The 17,243-nt window shown below is 68.7% G+C and carries 15 protein-coding genes; 2 read left to right on the top strand and 13 right to left on the bottom strand.

Annotated elements, in window-relative coordinates:
* Positions 1-4 precede the first annotated feature (4 nt).
* Together ACNKFW_RS12905 and ACNKFW_RS12900 are read right to left on the bottom strand one after the other, a co-directional pair.
* Positions 5-2,038 carry a hydantoinase/oxoprolinase family protein gene (locus ACNKFW_RS12905; RefSeq protein WP_147428423.1) on the bottom strand — a complete coding sequence of 678 codons (2,034 nt, stop codon included), beginning with the start codon at positions 2,036-2,038 and terminating at the stop codon, positions 5-7.
* A 75-nt stretch (positions 2,039-2,113) separates the two neighbouring features.
* Complete coding sequence (locus ACNKFW_RS12900) at positions 2,114-2,995, bottom strand: LysR family transcriptional regulator (protein WP_147428424.1); 882 nt, start codon at positions 2,993-2,995, stop codon at positions 2,114-2,116.
* A gap of 100 nt (positions 2,996-3,095) precedes the next feature.
* Here ACNKFW_RS12900 and ACNKFW_RS12895 point away from each other — a divergent pair, with 100 nt between their 5' ends.
* Positions 3,096-4,190, top strand: coding sequence for an NAD(P)/FAD-dependent oxidoreductase (locus ACNKFW_RS12895; RefSeq protein ID WP_147428425.1), 1,095 nt, complete (start codon positions 3,096-3,098; stop codon positions 4,188-4,190).
* A gap of 2 nt (positions 4,191-4,192) precedes the next feature.
* Here ACNKFW_RS12895 and ACNKFW_RS12890 read toward each other — a convergent pair whose 3' ends face one another.
* Entirely contained in the window at positions 4,193-5,518 is a 1,326-nt protein-coding gene (locus ACNKFW_RS12890; RefSeq protein ID WP_333483818.1) for an FAD-binding oxidoreductase, read from the bottom strand.
* A gap of 167 nt (positions 5,519-5,685) precedes the next feature.
* On the opposite strand from ACNKFW_RS12890, the gene ACNKFW_RS12885 reads away from it, so the two are divergent.
* Positions 5,686-6,168: an Lrp/AsnC family transcriptional regulator gene (locus ACNKFW_RS12885; RefSeq protein ID WP_028710686.1), complete on the top strand. Its 483-nt coding sequence runs from the start codon at positions 5,686-5,688 to the stop codon at positions 6,166-6,168.
* Positions 6,169-6,274: 106 nt separating this feature from the next.
* Here ACNKFW_RS12885 and ACNKFW_RS12880 read toward each other — a convergent pair whose 3' ends face one another.
* From ACNKFW_RS12880 to ACNKFW_RS12835, 10 genes are all read right to left on the bottom strand, one after another.
* Positions 6,275-7,930 carry an ABC transporter ATP-binding protein gene (locus tag ACNKFW_RS12880; protein WP_147429162.1) on the bottom strand — a complete coding sequence of 552 codons (1,656 nt, stop codon included), beginning with the start codon at positions 7,928-7,930 and terminating at the stop codon, positions 6,275-6,277.
* Complete coding sequence (locus tag ACNKFW_RS12875) at positions 7,930-8,778, bottom strand: ABC transporter permease (RefSeq protein WP_028710688.1); 849 nt, start codon at positions 8,776-8,778, stop codon at positions 7,930-7,932. Before ACNKFW_RS12875 ends, ACNKFW_RS12880 begins: the two co-directional genes overlap by 1 nt.
* Positions 8,778-9,737, bottom strand: a complete 960-nt coding sequence (locus ACNKFW_RS12870; protein ID WP_147428427.1) for an ABC transporter permease — start codon at positions 9,735-9,737, stop codon at positions 8,778-8,780. The genes ACNKFW_RS12875 and ACNKFW_RS12870 overlap by 1 nt, the downstream gene beginning before the upstream one ends.
* A gap of 64 nt (positions 9,738-9,801) precedes the next feature.
* The gene (locus ACNKFW_RS12865) at positions 9,802-11,415 is read right to left on the bottom strand and encodes an ABC transporter substrate-binding protein (protein WP_147428428.1); all 1,614 of its coding nucleotides are present in this window, start codon (positions 11,413-11,415) and stop codon (positions 9,802-9,804) included.
* Between the two features lie 55 nt (positions 11,416-11,470).
* Positions 11,471-12,202 (bottom strand): HAD-IA family hydrolase, encoded by a 732-nt coding sequence (locus tag ACNKFW_RS12860; RefSeq protein WP_147428429.1) that lies wholly within the window; start codon positions 12,200-12,202, stop codon positions 11,471-11,473.
* A 178-nt stretch (positions 12,203-12,380) separates the two neighbouring features.
* Positions 12,381-13,292, bottom strand: a complete 912-nt coding sequence (locus tag ACNKFW_RS12855; RefSeq protein WP_147428431.1) for a 2-hydroxyacid dehydrogenase — start codon at positions 13,290-13,292, stop codon at positions 12,381-12,383.
* Positions 13,292-14,665 (bottom strand): aspartate aminotransferase family protein, encoded by a 1,374-nt coding sequence (locus tag ACNKFW_RS12850; protein ID WP_147428432.1) that lies wholly within the window; start codon positions 14,663-14,665, stop codon positions 13,292-13,294. The genes ACNKFW_RS12855 and ACNKFW_RS12850 overlap by 1 nt, the downstream gene beginning before the upstream one ends.
* Positions 14,666-14,679: 14 nt before the next feature.
* Positions 14,680-15,483, bottom strand: a complete 804-nt coding sequence (locus ACNKFW_RS12845; RefSeq protein WP_028710694.1) for a GNAT family N-acetyltransferase — start codon at positions 15,481-15,483, stop codon at positions 14,680-14,682.
* A 115-nt stretch (positions 15,484-15,598) separates the two neighbouring features.
* Entirely contained in the window at positions 15,599-16,705 is a 1,107-nt protein-coding gene (gene argE, locus ACNKFW_RS12840; protein WP_147428434.1) for an acetylornithine deacetylase, read from the bottom strand.
* Positions 16,689-17,051, bottom strand: a complete 363-nt coding sequence (locus ACNKFW_RS12835; protein WP_147428436.1) for a cupin domain-containing protein — start codon at positions 17,049-17,051, stop codon at positions 16,689-16,691. Before ACNKFW_RS12835 ends, argE begins: the two co-directional genes overlap by 17 nt.
* Positions 17,052-17,243 lie beyond the last annotated feature (192 nt).

Raw genomic sequence — 17,243 nt, 5'->3', positions numbered from 1 at the left:
GGGCTTACTCCGCAAAGCTCAGGTGGATGTTCAGGTGGTCGTCCACCCGGGCCGCCGCGCCTTCGGGGATCGCGAAGGTGGTGTCTTCCTGCGCGACGATGGCGGGACCGTGGAAACGCGCGCCCCCCGTCAGGTCCGCGCGGTCATAGAGCGGGATCTCCTGCCAGGCCCCCAGATGCACCGGCACATGGCGCGCGGGCCGGGCGGGGGCGGGGTCGCCCGTCTCTGTCGGAAATTCGGGCTTCGGCCCGGCACCGATGGCGGACAGGCGCAGGTTCACGATCTCGATCCGGCCCTCGGGGTCGTCGAAATCGTAAAGACGCAGATGCGTGGCGTGGAAGGCCTGCGCGATGCGGGCGGGATCGTTCAGCCAGGCGGGTTCCAGATCGACCTCGATCTCGTAGCTTTGGCCGGCATAGCGCATGTCGGCGGACAGGCGCAGGTCGGCGGCGCCGTGATGGCCCTGGGCGGCCAGCCAGGCGCGACCGTCATCGGTCAGCGCCCGGAACGGCGCGGTCAGATCCGCGCCCAGATCGGCAAAGACCGTGCGGATGAAGTCGCCGCGCAGATCGGCCACCAGACCGCCAAGCGCAGAGACCACGCCCGGACGGCGCGGGGCGATGACGCGCGAGATCCCCAGTTCGCGCGCCAGGAACGCCCCCAGCATCGGCCCGCCGCCACCAAAGGGCATCAGAGCGAAATCCCGCAGATCGACGCCGGCCCGCGAGGACAGCTTCTCGACCTCGACGAACATCTCGGAAATCGCGATGTCGAGGATCGCCTGCGCGGTTTCCTCGGGGCTGCGGCCAAGCTGCTCGGCCAAGGCAGCAACGGCTTGCCGGGCCAGCGCCACGTCCATCTGCAACTGGCCGTAGGCCATCTGGCTGTGGCCCAGCCAGCCGCAGACCGCCATCGCATCCGTCACCGTGGCCTGTGTCCCGCCGCGTGCGTAGCAGGCCGGACCGGGGTTCGATCCCGCCGATTCCGGCCCGACGCGCAGCACCCCCTGCGCGTCCACGCTGGCGATGGAGCCACCGCCGATGCCGATGGAGCTGACCGAGACCGAGGGGATGTGCAACGGAAACTCGCCGATCAGCTCGTCCGATCCGAATTGCACCTGCCCGTCCACGATCAGCGCGAAATCGGCCGAGGTGCCGCCGATATCCAGCGTCAGGATGCGATCCTCGCCGGCCTGACGGGCCAGCCAGCTTGCGCCGATCACGCCGGATGCCGTGCCCGACAGCAGCATCGAGACGCAGTCGCGCCGCCCCTCGGCCGCCGTCATCAGCCCGCCGTTCGACTTGGTCAGCATGGCGCGGGCCGGAACCCCCTGCCCCGCCAGGCGCGATTCCAGCGCCGTCAGATAGCCCGCGACGCGCGGATGGACATAGCCGTTCAGGATCGCGGTCGAGCTGCGCTCGTATTCGCGGATCACCGGCCAGACCTCTGCCGAGGTGAAGACGAACAGATCGGGCGCCTGCGCCTCGATCTGCGCCTTGACGGCGGCCTCCTGCGAGCCGTCGCGCCAGGAATGCAGCAGCGCCACGATCACCCCCTCGGCGCCTGCGGCCTTGGCGCGGGCCACGGCATCGGCGATGGCGGCCTCATCGGGGGCGAGGGTCTGGCGGCCGTCGGCGCGCATCCGGGCGGGGATGCCGAAGATCATGTCGCGTGAGACCAGCGGGTCGGGCCGGTGGCAGAACAGCGAATACATCTCGGGCATCCGCAACCGGGCGAGTTCGATCACATCCTCGAAGCCCGCATTGGTGATCAGCGCCAGGCGCGCGCCCTTGCGCTGGATGATGGTGTTGATGCCGACCGTGGTGCCGTGCACGAAGCGGCTGACCCTTGCCGGATCCAGCCCCTCGCGTTCAGCCAGCAGCCGAAGCCCTTCCAGCAGTTCGGCGCCGGGATCGTCGGGCGTGGTCAGCACCTTCAGCGATGCGACGCGGCCCGAACTCGCCTCCAGCGCGCAGAAATCCATGAAGGTGCCGCCGATATCGACGCCGATCTTCCAGTCCGTTACGGTCCCGTCCATTCCGCCACTCCGTCATTGGTCGAGGCGATGGAACCAGAAGCGGCGATCCGCGTCCAAGACGCAAAGCGGCGCGGGCTATAAGTCGGGCTTATGCCTTCGGATCGTGTCCCGCATCAGGCTTTCCGCGCGCGACAGCACGCGGCCCTTCAGCGTCAGCAGCGACAGGGGCAGCGCCACATCGTCCAGCAGCGGGCATTGCCGGATGCCCGCGAACTGCGCCCAGGGCAGCAGCGAATCGACCACCGCAATCCCCAGTCCCGCCTGCACGAAGCCGACGGCGGTGATCGACATGTCGATTTCCAGGACCGGCTCGAACCGCAGGCCCTGGGCGCGGGCCGCCTGGGACAATTCGTGATGCGGGCGGGTCGCCGCGCGATAGGAGATCAATGCCTGATCCTGCAGGTCGGCAAGCGTCAGCCCGTCGCGGTCCAGGAACGGATGGTCCGGCGGCAAGAGACAGGTAAACCGCGTGCCCCCCAGCGGCTCGACGTCGATATCGGGCGGCATCGTGTCGTCCAGCGCCAGCGCCAGCATGACATCGCCTGCGCGCAGCATGGTGATCAGGGATGCGACCGGGGCGACATGGGCGCGCACCAGGATGTCGGGATGCGCCTTGCGATAGGCGGCCAGCACCCCCGGCAGGAAGGACATCGCCGGCGGGGGCGAGGCCGCGATGCGCACCAGCCCCGCCCGCCCCTGCCGCAGGTCGGCGGTCTTGCGGCGCAGCCCTTCCAGCCCGGCGAACAGCCGCTCGGCATCGGGCAACAGCTCCAGCGCCTCGGGCGTGGGGTGCAGGCGGCCCTTTTCGCGGGTGAACAGGGCGAAACCCAATTCGTCCTCGGCATGCAGCAGCACCTGGCTGAGGGCGGGTTGCGAGATGTTCAGCATCCGTGCCGCGGCGGTGATCGAGCCTGCGCGCATCACCGCCACGAACACCTCAAGCTGCCTGGCCCGCATCACCACCCCATAGGTTCGACTTATGGCTCACCCAAGAACCCGTCCTTGACCCTTCATGGCCCAGGGCGTTCCCTTGGGCAAGGTTTTCGGGGGAACGCGGATGTCGGCGATCGTTCTGGGTGGCGGCTTGATGGGCAGCGCAACGGCGTTCTTCCTGGCGCGCCGGGGCATCGCCACGACCCTGATCGACACCGGCCGCATCGGCGCCGGGGCGACCGTCGCATCCTTCGGCAATATCCGGCGCAGCGGGCGCTACCTGCCGCAATTGCCGCTGGCGCATCGCTCGCTTGCCCTGTGGCACCGGCTGGAGACGCTGCTGGGCCGCGACGTGGAGTTTCGCGCGACGGGCCATCTGCGGCTGATCTTCGACCCCGAGGGCCTGGCCCTGATGCGCCGCTTTGCCGAAGACGCCCGGCCCTGGGGCTTGGATCTCGAGGAGCTTGGCCCGGACCAGATCCGGCGGCGCTTTCCGGGGCTTGGGCCGGATGCCATCGCCGCGTCGTTCTCGCCCCGCGACGGCTCGGCCAACCCGCGCCTGATCGCGCCGGCCTTTGCCGATGCCGCGGCGCGGGCTGGGGTGCAGGTGGTGGACCAGGCGCAGGTGCTGTCCGTCAAGCCCGGCTTTACCGTCGAGACCTCGCGCGGAACCTTCCATGCCGATCGGTTGGTCAACTGCACGGGCCATCACGGCGCGGCTCTGGCGGCGCAGTTCGGCGAACCCGTGCCGATCGAGGTTCGCGGCCCGCAGATGGCCGTGACCGAGCCCCTGCCGCATCGCATCCTGCCGGTCGTCGGGGTCTGGTCCGCCGAGCACGGCGCCTATCTGCGGCAGGTGGAACGCGGCAACGTGGTCTTTGGCGGCGCGGTGGACCGGGGGACGGTCGGCGCGGATGGCCGTGCCCATGCCGACCCCGCCCGCCTGCCCGCGCAATTGCGCGCGGTGGTGCGCCTGTGCCCGGCCCTGCGTCATGTTGCGGTTATCCGGCAATGGTCGGGGGCCGAGGGCTATGTCCGCGACGGCCTGCCGGTCATGGGCGCCTCGGGGACCACGGCGGGGCTGTTCCATGCCTTCGGTTTCTGCGGCCACGGCTTCCAGCTGGGCCCCGGCGTGGGCGATGCGATGGCGGAACTGGTCGCAACAGGCCGCTGCGAAACGCCGCTGGAGGATTTCCACATCGGGCGTTTTGCGGCATGAGCTCAGAACTTCGCCACCTTGCCCCATTGGCTGCCCTTGAAGCGGTCCAGCCGGTATTGCGCGATCTCGGTGATCGGCGTCCGGCCCAGGATCATGTCGGCCACCAGATGCCCGACCCCCGGCCCGATCCCGAAGCCATGGCCCGACAGGCCCGCCGCCAGGACCAGGCCCGGCAGGCCGCAATCCGCGTCGATGACCGGCACCCCGTCGGGCGTGCTGTCGATGAAGCCCGCCCAGCTGGCCTGCACGGGAATGTCCCGCAACGCGGGCAGCAGGCGGCGGGCGCGGGCCAGCGTTTCCCTGACCAGGGCCTTCGACGGATGCGGGTCGAGAATCCGCACCCGCTCCATGGGCGTTTCACGATCCAGGGACCAGCGGGCGCGGGTCTCGAACCCCGCAGCCCAGCCCTGCAACCCGCCGGGGCGCAGGGCGCGCCAGCGTTTCGCGAACATCGGCAGGAAATGCCCGGCTCCGGCGATCATCCGCGGCGTCGGATCCACATTGGCCCGGCCCGAGATCGCCAGCGTATAGCCGCCGTCACCCCGGCGCGTGGCCGATACGGCAGCGGTGTGCAGGGCATCGGGCAGCCCCTCGGCCCCCGGCATCACCGACAGGATCGAACTGCGCACCGAGGCTTGCGGGAAGCCGATCCCCAGCTGGTGCAGGAAACTGCCGGCCCAGGCCCCGCCGGCCATCACCACCGTGCCGGTGCGGATCGTGCCGCGCTCGGTCACGACGCCCGCGACGCGGCCGGCCTCAAGCGCCAGCCCGCGGGCGGCGCAGGACTGGATCACATGGCCGCCATGCTTGATGATGCCCTGCGCGATCAGCGGCGCGGCGCTGGCGGGGTCGGCAATGCCGTCCGTGGGCGACCAGACGCCGCCCAGCCAGGATTTGCCGGTGGCGCGGCCGCGCTCGGCAGCCTCGGGGCCCGACAGCATCCGGGTGTCGACGCCTTCACCTTGCGCGAAGCGGCCCCAGGCGGCCCAGCCTTCCAGCTCGGCCGGGTCATCGGTCAGATACAAGAGCCCGCAGCGGCGAAAGCCGATGCCGGGGCCCAGGTCGGCGGCCATCTGCTCCCACAGGTCCAGGCTGCGCGTGGACAAGGGCAATTCGCGGGCGTCGCGATTCTGCTGCCGGCACCAGCCCCAGTTGCGGCTGGACTGTTCCGCCCCGACGCGGCCCTTTTCCAGCAGCACCACGCTTTGCCCGGCGCGGGCCAGCCAATAGGCGGCCGAGACCCCGACAATGCCGCCGCCGATCACGACGCAATCGGCGCGGGCGGGCAGGTTTCCGGCGGTCTCGATGGGCAAAAGCGGTGCGGGCATGGGGTTCTCCGGTCGTGTCACCGCAGGCTAGCGGCGGGGGGCCAGCCGCTTCTGCCGCATCTCGCGGCGGCAGCGGCATTTCCTGTCGAATTGCAGCCGGTTGGCAGCGAGGCCGAATTGCAGCAGAAGAGATCCGGAACGGGAAGGAAGATCGCATGACACCGCCGCTGAAACTGGACCGCATCGACGTGAAGATCCTGGCCGAGCTGCAGAAGAACGGCCGCATCACCAATGTCGAGCTGGCCGATCTGGTCGCGCTGTCCCCCTCGCCCTGCCTGATGCGGGTCAAGAAGCTGCAGCAGGCCGGATACATCACCGGCTATAGCGCCCAGATCAACGTGGCGAAGCTGGGCGAGACGCTGACCGTCTTTACCGAGTTCACCCTGAAGAACCACCGCCCGCCGGACTTCGCGCGCTTCCAGGAGGCGCTGGAAAAGATCGACAGCTGCATCGAATGCCACCTGGTGTCGGGCGGATACGACTATCTGGCGAAATTCGTGACCTCGGGGATCGTGGACTACCAGAACATCATCGAATCGCTGATCGACCGCGACGTGGGCGTGGACAAGTATTTCAGCTTCGTCGTGATCAAGACGCCCTTCGTCAAGACGCAGATCCCGCTGACCAGGCTATTCGCGGAACGGTCCTGACGCCGGACCGAACGAAAGAGGCCGGCCCCCGCCGGGCCTTTGCGGCCCGGCGGCAGCCGTGGACAGGACAGCTGGTCGCGAAGGCTTGGGCCCTTGCCCGTCGCAGCTACCGTCCCGCGAACTGCGCCATCAGGGCGGGATCCTGCTCCAGCCCCTTCAGCCAGCCGGTATCCAGCTGCGGGATCGACCCGATCAGCAGCCGCGAATAGGGATGCGCGGCCTCGGTCGACATGCGCGCGGCGGGCAGCGCCTCGACCACGCGGCCCTTCAGCATCACCAGAACCTCGTCGCAGATCGCCTCGACCGTGGACAGGTCGTGGCTGATGAACATGTAGGACAGGTTCAGCTCGCGCTGCAGTTCCTTCAGCAGGTCCAGGATGGCCGCCGCGACGACGGTGTCCAGGGCCGAGGTGATCTCGTCGCACAGGATCAGCTCGGGCTCGGCGGCCAGGGCGCGGGCCAGGTTCACGCGCTGTTTCTGCCCGCCCGACAATTCCGAGGGCAGGCGGTGGCGCAGGTGGCCGGGCAGGCGCACCATGTCCAGAAGCTCGATCACCCGGGCATTGCGCGCGGCCCCGGTCATGCCGTGATAGAAGGTCAGGGGCCGGGCCAGGATCGTCTCGATCGACTGCGCGGGGTTCAGCGCGGTATCGGCCAGCTGGAAGACGATCTGGACGCGGCGCAATTCGTCCTTGCTGCGCTGTTGCAGCGCGGGCGCCAGTTCCTTGCCGTCCAGCAGCAGGTTGCCGCGATAGGCGGGCAGAATGCCGGCAATGGCGCGGGCGAGCGTCGACTTGCCCGACCCGGATTCGCCGATCACGCCCAGGTTGCGGCCGCGTTCCAGCCGGAAGCTGACATCCTGCAGGATCTTCGCCGCCGGCACGCCATCACGCATCGCGCCATAGCCCGCGCAGAGATTCTGCACCGCAAGGATCGGCTCGGCCGCGTCGGGCCGGGCCACGGGAACATGCGGCACCGGCTCGAAGGCATCCAGCAGCTGGCGGGTATAGGGGTGCTTCGGCGCGTGCAGGATCTGCTCGGTCGCGCCTTCCTCCTGCACCACGCCGTTTTTCAGCACGATGATGCGGTCGGCGATCTGGGCGACCACGGCCAGGTCGTGGCTGACATAGACCCCCGCCATGGCGCCCTTGTCCATGACCGACTTGAAGGCGCGCAGCACCTCGATCTGGGTGGTCACGTCCAGCGCGGTCGTCGGTTCGTCGAAGATCACCAGCGCCGGATCGCCGATCAGCGCCATGGCCGCCGACAGGCGCTGCAACTGCCCGCCCGAGACCTGGTGCGGATAGCGGCTGCCGATGGTGTCGGGATCGGGCAGCGCCAGGGCGCGGAACAGCTGCCGCGCCTTGGCCTCGGCCTGCTCGCGCGGCATCAGCTGGTGGATGGCGGTGATCTCGACCACCTGGTCCATGATGCGCTTGGCCGGGTTGAAGGCCGCCGCCGCCGATTGCGGAACATAGGACACCTCGGTCCCGCGCATGGCGGCGCGCTGGCGTTCGGGCATCGCCGTCACGTCGCGGCGGCCCACGCGGATGGTGCCGCCCTGGATGGCGCAGCCGGGCCGCGCATGGCCCATCAGCGACAGGGCGATGGTGGTCTTGCCCGACCCGCTTTCGCCGATCAGGGCCACGATCTCGCCCGGGGCGATGTCGAAGCTGACGCCCTTGATGATCTCGACCTCGCGGCCCGAGTCGGTCCTGGCGCCGATCTTCAGGTCGCGCACGGAAACAAGCGGCTGATCCATCATTCGCTCCTGTCGCGGATGCGGGTGGGCAGGTTGTCGATGAACATGTTGACCGAGATGGTCAGCGAGGCGATGGCGATCGAGGGAAAGATCACCGCCGGCGCCCCGAGGCTGAGGCCCTCGATATTCTCGCGCACCAGGGCGCCCCAGTCGGCATTGGGCGGCTGCACGCCAAGGCCCAGGAAGGACAGGCCCGACAGCACCAGCACGATGAAGACGAAGCGCAGGCCCAGATCGGCCAGGACGGGGCCCAGGATGTTGGGAAAGATCTCGCGCAGGATGATATGGCCGAAGCCCTCGCCCCGGGCGCGGGCCACGGTGACGAAATCCATGGTATTGACGTTGACCGCCAGCGCGCGGGCAAAGCGATAGGAGCCCGGCAGGTACATGGCCGCCAGCGTCACGATCAGGATCGGGATCGACGATCCGACGGCAGCCACCACGACCAGGCCGAACAGCAGGTGCGGAATGCCGTTGAAGGCGTCCAGAAAGCGCGACAGCAGCATGTCGAACCAGCCGCCGACCACGGCCGCGATCATGCCCAGCAGCACGCCGCCCGCGCAGGCCAGGATCACCGCGGCCAGCGCGATGCCGACGGTATAGCGCGTGCCCATGATGATCCGGGACAGGATGTCGCGGCCCAGATAGTCGCTGCCCATCCAGAACTGGCTGCTCATCGGGCCGAAATAGTCGAAATCGACCATGTCGCCGGGGGGATAGGGCGCGATCCAGGGGCCGATGATGGCGATCACCGCCCAGAACAGGATCACGGCCAGACCGATGCGGCCCATCCAGTTGAAGGAATATCCCAGCCGGGCCGGGGTCGGAAGGCGCAAAGCAAGGGACATCAACGGCGCAACCTCGGGTTGGAGAGAATGGCGATCATATCGGCCAGCGTGATCAGCAGCAGATAGCTGATGCAGAAGATCATCGCGCAGCTCTGGATCAGGGGCAGGTCCCGGGTGGACACCGCGTCGACCATCAGCTTGGCGACACCGGGATAGTTGAAGACGGTCTCGACGATGATCACGCCGCCGACCAGATAGGACAGGGACAGCGCCACCGCGTTGGCAATGGGGCCAAGCGCGTTGGGCAGGGCATGGCGCAGCACCATTCGCGTGCGCGACGCGCCCTTCAGCAACGCCATCTCCACATAGGGGGTGTTGATCGTCTCGATCACCGCGGCCCGCGTCATGCGGATCATCTGGGCCGAGACGACGAAGGACAGCGAGATGACGGGCATCGCATAGGCGCGCAGCATGTCGCCGATGCTGGTCACATTGACCCCGAAGGACAGCGCGGGCAGCCAGTCCAGCCAGACGGCGAAGACCAGCACCGCCAGCGTCGCCACCATGAATTCGGGCACCGAGATGACGGAAATGGTCAGCACCGAGACCAGGCGGTCCAGCCAGGATCCGCGCCACATGGCGGCGGCGATGCCCAGGGTCAGCGCGACGGGCACGCAGACCAGCGTGACGATGCCCGCCAGGCGCAGCGTGTTCATCAACCGCCCCGACAGAAGGTCGGCCACGGCCATCTTGTTGGCATAGGACATCCCCAGATCACCCGTGGCAAGCCCGCCCAGCCAGGACAGGAAGCGCCAGATCGCCGGCTCGTCCAGGCCCATGGCGGTGCGCAGCCCGGCCACGGCCTCGGGGGTTGCGGCCTGACCCAGCAGCACCTCGGCCACGTCGCCGGGCAGCAGTTCGGTCGCGAAGAAGACCGCGAAGGACACGATCAGCAGCGTGATGAGCGCAATGCCCAGGCGCTGGCCGACCAGGATCCAGGTGGTTGCGGAACGCAGCATGTCACACCTCCATAAATGGGGATGCCCCTGCGCGCATTGCGCAGGGGCGCGGGGCGTGGGGATGTCAGCCCTCCAGCCAGACATATTCGGCGAAGGCATAGCCCATCTGGCCGCCGAGGGGATTGGGGCGCATGCCCTTCATCTTCGACGAATGCGCATCGACGTTGGAAATATAGGCAGGAATGATGGTGCCTGCCTCGGCCGCGATCATTTCCTGCATCTCCCAATAGATCGCCTTGCGCTTTTCCTCGTCCAGCAAGCCGCGCGCCTCGACCAGCATGGCGTCGAACTTCTCGGACTTGTAGTGGCTTTCGTTCCAGGGCGCGTCGGAGGCGTAGAGCAGCGAGAACAGGATGTCCGGCGTCGGCCGCGGGTTGATGTTGCCGAAATGGATCGGTGCCTTCAGCCAGTAGTTCGACCAGTATCCGTCGGACGGCACGCGCTCGATCTTGAAGGGCATGCCGGCCTGGGCGCCGGCCTGCTGGACGACCATGGCATAGTCGATGGCCGAATTCGCCGCGTCCGAGGTGACGATGGGGATCGCCTGGCCCAGCACACCGGCCTTTTCGAACAGCGCCTTGGCGCGCTCGGGGTCAAATTCGCGCGGCTTCAGGTTCGGGTTGTGATAGCGGTCCATGGCCGAGACGGGCTGGTCGTTGGCGACCTCGCCCAATCCGCGCAGCACGCCGTTCACGATGGCGTCGCGGTTCATCAGGTATTTCATGCCCTTGATGAAATCGGCCTTGTCGCCCGGCGCCATGTCCAGGCGGATGTTGAGGTTGGTATAGTTGCCAGCGGTCGAGATCGCGCTGACGACATGGTCCTGCCCCTCGATCATGCGCATGGACCGCGGGTTGATCGCGGCGGCCAGGTGGATGTCGCCCGACAGCACGGCGTTGACGCGGGCATTGTTGTCCGAGATGGCAAAATATTCGAAGCTGTCCAGATAGGGCCCGGTGCCCTTGAAATAGTTCGGGTTGCGCGTGCCGATGGAGCGCACGCCGGGTTCGAAGGTTTCGCAGAGGAAGGCGCCGGTGCCGTTGGCCTTGCTGAAATCGCTGGTGCCTTCGGCCAGGATCATGAAATGGTGCAGCGACAGGATCGTGGGCAGGTCGGCATTGGCCGCCGCCAGCACGATGCTGACGGTGCGGTCGTCGACGGCGGTGATCTCGGCCATCTGTCCGGCAATGGCGGCGGCCTTGGACCCCACGGCCGGATCCTGATGGCGCTTGAGCGACCAGACCACGTCCGACGCCGTCAAGGTCTTGCCATCGTGGAAGGTCACGTCGGGCTTCAGCCTGATCTGCCAGGTCTTGCCGTCCGTCGTCTCGATGGACTCGGCCAGTTCCATCTTCACCTCGCTGCCCTCCTCGAGGAAGGTGAGGCGGTTATAGAAGGCGCAGCAGCGGGTATAGTCGGTGGACAGGGACGCCTTGGCCGGGTCCAGCGTGTCGGCGGTCGAGGCCGACCAGCCCGCTGCCTTCAGGTGCCCGCCCGTGACCGGGGTTTGCGCGACGGCCTGACCGGCGCGCAGCAGCAGCGACCCGCCCGCGGACAGCGCCACGCCCGACGCCATCAGCATCTTGAGCAGATCCCGGCGCGAGGCGCCGCGGCGGATTGCGGCCTCGACCATCGCGTCGTCGCGGCCCGTCCAGTTGTTCGGCTTGAGGTCTTTCATGTCGTCATCCCTGTTGCTTGCCCGGCGGCTCTCGTGTCCGCTCGGGCGGGTGAAGTCAGTTGTCGAAGGCCTTGTCGGCGGCCTCGGCCAGGTCGATCAGTGCGTGGAAGTGGTAGTCGGGTTCGGTGAATTCCGCGGGTTCGATGGTCCCGCCATAGCCTTTCTGGGCATGGCGGCGCTGGATCCAGGCATTCGTCATGCCCAAGGCGCGCGAGATGCCGATATCGTGGTGCTGGCTTTGCGCGGTATGCAGGATGTCGTCCTTGGTCCCGCCATTCTTGCCAACGAAGTCGAAGACCTGCTGGAAAAAGGCCGAATCGGGCTTTTCGGTGCCGGTATCGTCGGTGGTGAAGCTGGCCCAGAAGGGATTGCCCAGCTTTTCCTCGTATTTCTCGAAGGCCCAGCGGCGGGCATTGGTCATGGCGATCAGCTTGTAGCGCGCCTTCAGCCGGGCCATCGCCTCGACGCTGTCGGCAAAGGGCTGCGCCTCGCCCACGGCGTCGATCATGAACCGGCGGTTTTCCGGCGTGTCGGGCAGGCCGGTCGCCGCCGCGATCCGACCGTAGCAGCGGCCCAGGTCGTCCGGGAAGCGCAGCGCGTCCGGCTGATAGCGGGCAGCGCGGTAGATGGCCAGCGCCTCCTCGCCATCGACGGTCATGCCGGCATCGGCCGCGATCGTCGCCAGCGCGCCGGTGATCGCACCCTCGAAGTCGATCAGCGTGCCGACCACATCGAAGGTGACATAGGAAAAGCGGTCCAGGGGTCTTGCCGCCGTCAGGGTGGCCATGGGGTGAGCTTCCTTTCGCAGATGCCGCGGGCCGCGGCGGTCAGATCGGCGGACGCGCGGATCGTCATGTCCCGTCACATCCAGATTGCGCCATTCCGGGGCTGCAAAACGCCGAAACGGGCGGCCGGCGCAGCAGATTCTTTCGTATTGGGCGGGGGCGCGGCATATCGCGAGCGCCCTAGTATCCCCGGCTGCGGTCCACTAGGCCCGGCACCGGCTGTCCGTCGCGGTCGGCGCGGATGACGGCCAGGGCGTGGCGCGCGCCTTCCTTGGCATCGGTATGGGCGGCGATATGCGGGGTGATCAGCACGCGCGGATCGCGCCAGGCCCAGTGATCCGCCGGCAAGGGCTCGGGGTCGGTCACGTCCAGCATGGCGGCAGAAAGCCGCCCGCTGTCCAGCGCCCAGCGCAGCGCCGCCATGTCCAGCTGCGCGCCGCGCCCGGCATGGACCAGTCCCGCGCCCTGCGGCAGCCGGTCGAAGAAGGCGCTGCCCATCAGGCCGCGGGTTTCGTCCGTCAGCGGCAGCAGGCAGACCAGGATATCGGTCCCGGCCAGAAAGGCGTCCAGCCGATTCGCGCCAAAGATCTCGACCCCCTCGACCGGCCTGCCCGAGCGGCTGTATCCCGAAACGGCAAAGCCCAGGGCTTGCAGGCTTGCGGCGGCCAGACGCCCGATCCGGCCCATGCCCATGATGCCCACGCGCCGCGTGCGCGCCAGCCGCGCCGGGCGGGGCTGCCATTCGCCGCGCGCGGCATGATCCAGATAGAACGGCAGATCCCGGTGCAGTGCCAGCGTGGCCATGACCACCCAGTCGCGCACCATGGCCTCGATCCCCGGCGCGATGGTGCGCGAGAGCGCCACCCCCTCCGGCAAGGCCGGGAAATGGTCGGTGCCCGCCCCGACGCAGATCACCGTGCGCAGGTTCGGATAGCGCGACAAATCGGCGGGCGGCGTCCAGCAGGCCAGATGCGTGACCTGCGCGGGGTCGGTCACGCTGGCCTCGTCGGGGATAAAGCCCTCGCCCGCCTCGGCGAAGATGTGCCCCCAGACGGCGCCGCGTTCGGGGGTGGAATGCAGCAGCAGCGCCATCAGCGCAGGACCGCGCGGATTTCCGGGTCTTCCAGCGTCAGATCCAGCACCTTGCGTGTGCGGGCGACGATCTGGTCGATCTGGTCCTCGGTGCAGCACAGGGGCGGCGCATAGCCGAAGATGCCTTGCGCAAAGGACCGCACGATCAGCCCCTGTTCCCAGGCCCGGTCGAACAGCCGCGTGGCGGGCTGGACCTCGGGCGGCAGGGGAGTCCTGGCCTCCTTGTCCACGACCAGCTCGACCGCCGCCAGCATCCCCCTGCCCCGCACATCGCCCACCAGCGGATGATCGCGCAGGCTTTCCAGCCCGGCCTGCAACCGCGCGCCCGCACGGCGGCCGTTTTCCAGCAACCCGCCTTCGTAGAGCGCCAGCACCTCCAGCGCCACGGCGGCGCTGACCGGATGCGCGGAATAGGTGAAGCCATGGCCCACGGCCTTGGCCCCCGCACCGTCGGCGATGGTCTCATAGACATGGTCGCGCATGAAGACCGCGCCCATCGGCACATAGCCCGAGGTCAGCCCCTTGGCCGTGGTCATCAGGTCGGGAACGATGCCCTCGTCCTCGCAGGCGAATAGCGGGCCGGTGCGGCCAAAGCCGGTGATCACCTCGTCGGCGACGAACAGCACGCCGTATTCGGCACACAGATCGCGCATCGCCCTGATCCAGCCCTTGGGCGGCACCAGCACGCCGCCCGAGCCCTGGATCGGCTCGACATAGAAGGCGGCAACGCGGTCGGGGCCGAGCGATTCGATCTTCGCCCGCAGTTCCGCGACCGAGGCCTCGGTCACGGCCTGCGGATCGCGGGCCGCCGGGTGGCGATACAGGTCATGCGACGAAATCTTGTGCTGCCAGTCATAGGGCACCCCGAAGCCGTCGTGAAAGCCCGGCAGCGCCGTCAGCCCCGCCCCCATGGTCGTGGACCCATGATAGCCGTTGGCGACCGAGATGAACTGGTCGCGCCCCGGCTGGCCCTTGGCGTGCCAGTAATAGCGGATGAAGCGGATGGTGCTGTCCACCGCGTCCGATCCGCCCAGCGTGAAATAGACGTGGTTCAGATCGCCCGGGGCGCGTTCGGCCAGGGCGGCGGCCAGGCGGATCGGCGCCTCGGCGCCCAGGTCGAAATAGCCGGTGGCATAGGGCAGCTTGCGCATCTGCTCGGCGGCGGCCTCGACGATGCTTTCGTGGCCATAGCCCGCGTTCACGCACCACAGGCCCGCGAAGCCGTCGATCAGGGTGCGCCCCTCGCTATCGGTGACGGTCGCGCCCTGCCCGCCGGTCAGGATGCGCACGCCGCGCTGTTCATGCCCGCGAAAGGACGAAACCGGGTGGATCAGGTGCCGGCGGTCAAGCTCGGCCAGGGAATTGCTCAGCATGGGGGTCTCCGGGTTCAGCCCAGGGCTTGCGAGATCAGGGCCTGGGTCGTGGGTGCGGGGGTGCGCGGATTGCGGGTCATGGCGGTGCCACCGCCGGCATGGGCAAGGCCCAGCATCGCCGCGAAGCCGCCAAGGCCCTGTTCCGCGCGCAGGTCGACACGCAGGAAGCTGCCTTCGCAGCGGCGCGCGGCCTCGGCCAGCAATGCGCGGGCAGTGGCGGTGTCGGGGGCGACAACCGGCCCGACCACGCGGCCGCGCCCGAAATCGCGCAGCAGGGCAAAGCCGGCATTGCAGGTCAGGATCTCGCCGCCGGCGGCGATGTCGCGCAAAAGGGATGCGCGGTCCATGCCGCTGGCGGCGCGGTCGGCATCGGCGAGCCGGTCGATATCGGCGGGACGGCCGGTGGCGACGGGCCGTTCCGGCGCGGTTGCGACAGCAAGGCCCTGATGCTGAACGATCTGGCCGCTGGCCCGGAAGCCGAGTTTTTCGTAAAGCGGCAGCCCGTCCGTGGTGGCGATCAGGCGCATTTCGCGGTCGCCGGCCAGGGCGATGATCGCCTCCATCAGTGCGCGGCCCAGGCCCCGCCCGCGCATCGCCGCATCGACGATGATCATGTTCAGCGTGGCGACCGGGCCGAAGGGCGAACACAGCGCGGTGCCGACCACCCGGCCTTCGTCCAGCGCCACGACGCCCTGGGATACCGACAGGGTCAGCGCCCAGTCCTCGGCCCGGTGGGGCCAGCCGGCCTGCTGCGACAGGCGCAGCGCCTGCGGCAGATGGGCGGGGGTAAAGGCAGTAAGAGCAGTGGTCGTGGTCATGCGGTTTGTCCTTCTTGGCACCATCCTGCCACGGGCGCGCCCGCAGGATTGCCGATCTGGCCAGGGCGCGCGGCATGTCCTGCGGATGGCAGGACTGCCGCCGCAGAAAATGCTGTCACAGGCAGAGCCGCCGCCCCAGGCGACGGATCAGGGCGCAGGCGTCCTGCAATTCGGCCATCGTCAGGTATTCCTCGGGGCGGTGCGCGCGGGCGATGTCGCCGGGGCCGCAGATGATCGCGGGGATCCCGGCCTGCTGGTAAAGCCCGGCCTCGGTGCCATAGCTGACCGCGCCCAGGGGCGTCGCGCCCGTCAGCTCGGCCAACAGCCGCGCCAGCGGGTGATCGCCGTCAAGCGCAAGCGCCGGATAAGAGGACAGCCAGTCCACGGCCAGCCCCGCTGCCGCCGCGACCACCGGCTCCAGGATCGCCCGGGGATCGACGCCGTGGATCGCGCGGGCCTCGATCTGCGCCTCGGCGCGGTCGGGGATGATGTTGACAGCCTGCCCGCCCGCGACGGTGCCGATCTGCAGGCTGGACCAGGGCGGCGCGAAGCGCGGATCCTGCGGCCCGGATTGCAGCGCCACGGCCTGCGCCGCGGCGGCACTCAGCGCCGGCAGCAGCGCGTGGATCGCGTTCGCGCCCAGGTCGGGGCGCGAGGAATGCCCCGCCACCCCCGTCGCCACCAGCCGCAGCGCCGCCTTGCCCTTGTGCGCCAGCACCGGCACCAGGCCGGACGGCTCGCCGATGATCGCCCCCAGAGGCGGCGCGCAAAGCCCGGGCAGGGCCGCCAGCAGATGCGGCACGCCCCGGCAACCCGCCTCCTCGTCATAGGAAAGCGCGATATGGACCGGCGCGGACAGCGGCATCGCGACCAGTTCGGGCACCATCGCCAGGGCGGCGGCGACAAAGCCCTTCATGTCGCAGGCCCCGCGCCCGATCAGCCGGTCGCCGTCGCGGCGCAAGACGAAGGGATCGGCCCGCCAATCCGGTTCGCCCGCCGGAACCACGTCGAGATGGCCCGACAGGACATAGCCGGGGCGCGAGGCATCGCCGATGCTGGCGAACAGGTTCCAGCGGTCGCCCTCGGGTCCGGGGACCAGCGCCGGCTCGATTCCATGCCCGCGCAGGTAATCCGCCACGAAGCCGATGATGTCGCCGTTCGGGCCGCCCACGACGCTGGGAAACCCGACCAGCCGGGCCAGAAGATCAGTCGGCGAAGACATAGATCTTGCGCACGGTTTCGATGGTTTTCCAGGTGCCCTTGAAACCGGGCTTCATCAGGAAGCTGTCGCCCGCGGTAAAGCGGCGCGTCTCGCCGCCTTCCTCGGTCAGATCGACCACCCCGGAGAGGATATGGCAGAATTCCAGCGCCTCGCCCTTGGCGGAACGCGTGGTGCCGGGCGTCGCTTCCCAGATGCCGGTGCGGATCTTCGACCAGTTGCCCAGGGGCACCTCGTCCAGCGCCCAGGTCTTGAAGGCGGGGGCGCCCTCGATCAGTTTCTCAGGGGCGGCCACGTCTTCGCGCGGGGCAAAGGCCGGGGCGATGTCGATGGGGGTCAGCAGGGTCATGGGGTTCCTTTCCGTTACGCCGCCAGCCTGGCCCGATCCGCGCAGGGTCGGGCACCGTTGTCGGGTCATGGGCGGCACGGCCTGCCGTCCATTGCCGGAATTTCGCAATCTCCTGCCGTCAGGCGCCCGACTGCCGCATGCGCTGTCGCAAGACCGCGCCAATGATGGGTCAAACGGACCAACAGGAGGCCC

The organism is Paracoccus sp. TD-10 (assembly GCF_048270675.1).
In the GTDB taxonomy this organism is placed as follows: Bacteria; Pseudomonadota; Alphaproteobacteria; order Rhodobacterales; family Rhodobacteraceae; genus Paracoccus; species Paracoccus pantotrophus.
The sequence above is the reverse complement of the archived record's forward strand: the minus strand, read 5'-3'. Positions and strand labels throughout refer to the sequence as shown.

Coding starts and splice junctions, on each gene's coding strand:
- ACNKFW_RS12895 (WP_147428425.1), top strand. CDS start 3,096: ATGTCGGCGATCGTTCTGGGTGGCGGCTTGATGGGCAGCGCAACGGCG.
- ACNKFW_RS12865 (WP_147428428.1), bottom strand. CDS start 11,415: ATGAAAGACCTCAAGCCGAACAACTGGACGGGCCGCGACGACGCGATG.
- ACNKFW_RS12905 (WP_147428423.1), bottom strand. CDS start 2,038: ATGGACGGGACCGTAACGGACTGGAAGATCGGCGTCGATATCGGCGGC.
- ACNKFW_RS12880 (WP_147429162.1), bottom strand. CDS start 7,930: ATGGATCAGCCGCTTGTTTCCGTGCGCGACCTGAAGATCGGCGCCAGG.
- argE (WP_147428434.1), bottom strand. CDS start 16,705: ATGTCTTCGCCGACTGATCTTCTGGCCCGGCTGGTCGGGTTTCCCAGC.
- ACNKFW_RS12875 (WP_028710688.1), bottom strand. CDS start 8,778: ATGTCCCTTGCTTTGCGCCTTCCGACCCCGGCCCGGCTGGGATATTCC.
- ACNKFW_RS12850 (WP_147428432.1), bottom strand. CDS start 14,665: ATGCTGAGCAATTCCCTGGCCGAGCTTGACCGCCGGCACCTGATCCAC.
- ACNKFW_RS12900 (WP_147428424.1), bottom strand. CDS start 2,995: ATGCGGGCCAGGCAGCTTGAGGTGTTCGTGGCGGTGATGCGCGCAGGC.
- ACNKFW_RS12890 (WP_333483818.1), bottom strand. CDS start 5,518: ATGCCCGCACCGCTTTTGCCCATCGAGACCGCCGGAAACCTGCCCGCC.
- ACNKFW_RS12870 (WP_147428427.1), bottom strand. CDS start 9,737: ATGCTGCGTTCCGCAACCACCTGGATCCTGGTCGGCCAGCGCCTGGGC.
- ACNKFW_RS12835 (WP_147428436.1), bottom strand. CDS start 17,051: ATGACCCTGCTGACCCCCATCGACATCGCCCCGGCCTTTGCCCCGCGC.
- ACNKFW_RS12860 (WP_147428429.1), bottom strand. CDS start 12,202: ATGGCCACCCTGACGGCGGCAAGACCCCTGGACCGCTTTTCCTATGTC.
- ACNKFW_RS12845 (WP_028710694.1), bottom strand. CDS start 15,483: ATGACCACGACCACTGCTCTTACTGCCTTTACCCCCGCCCATCTGCCG.
- ACNKFW_RS12855 (WP_147428431.1), bottom strand. CDS start 13,292: ATGGCGCTGCTGCTGCATTCCACCCCCGAACGCGGCGCCGTCTGGGGG.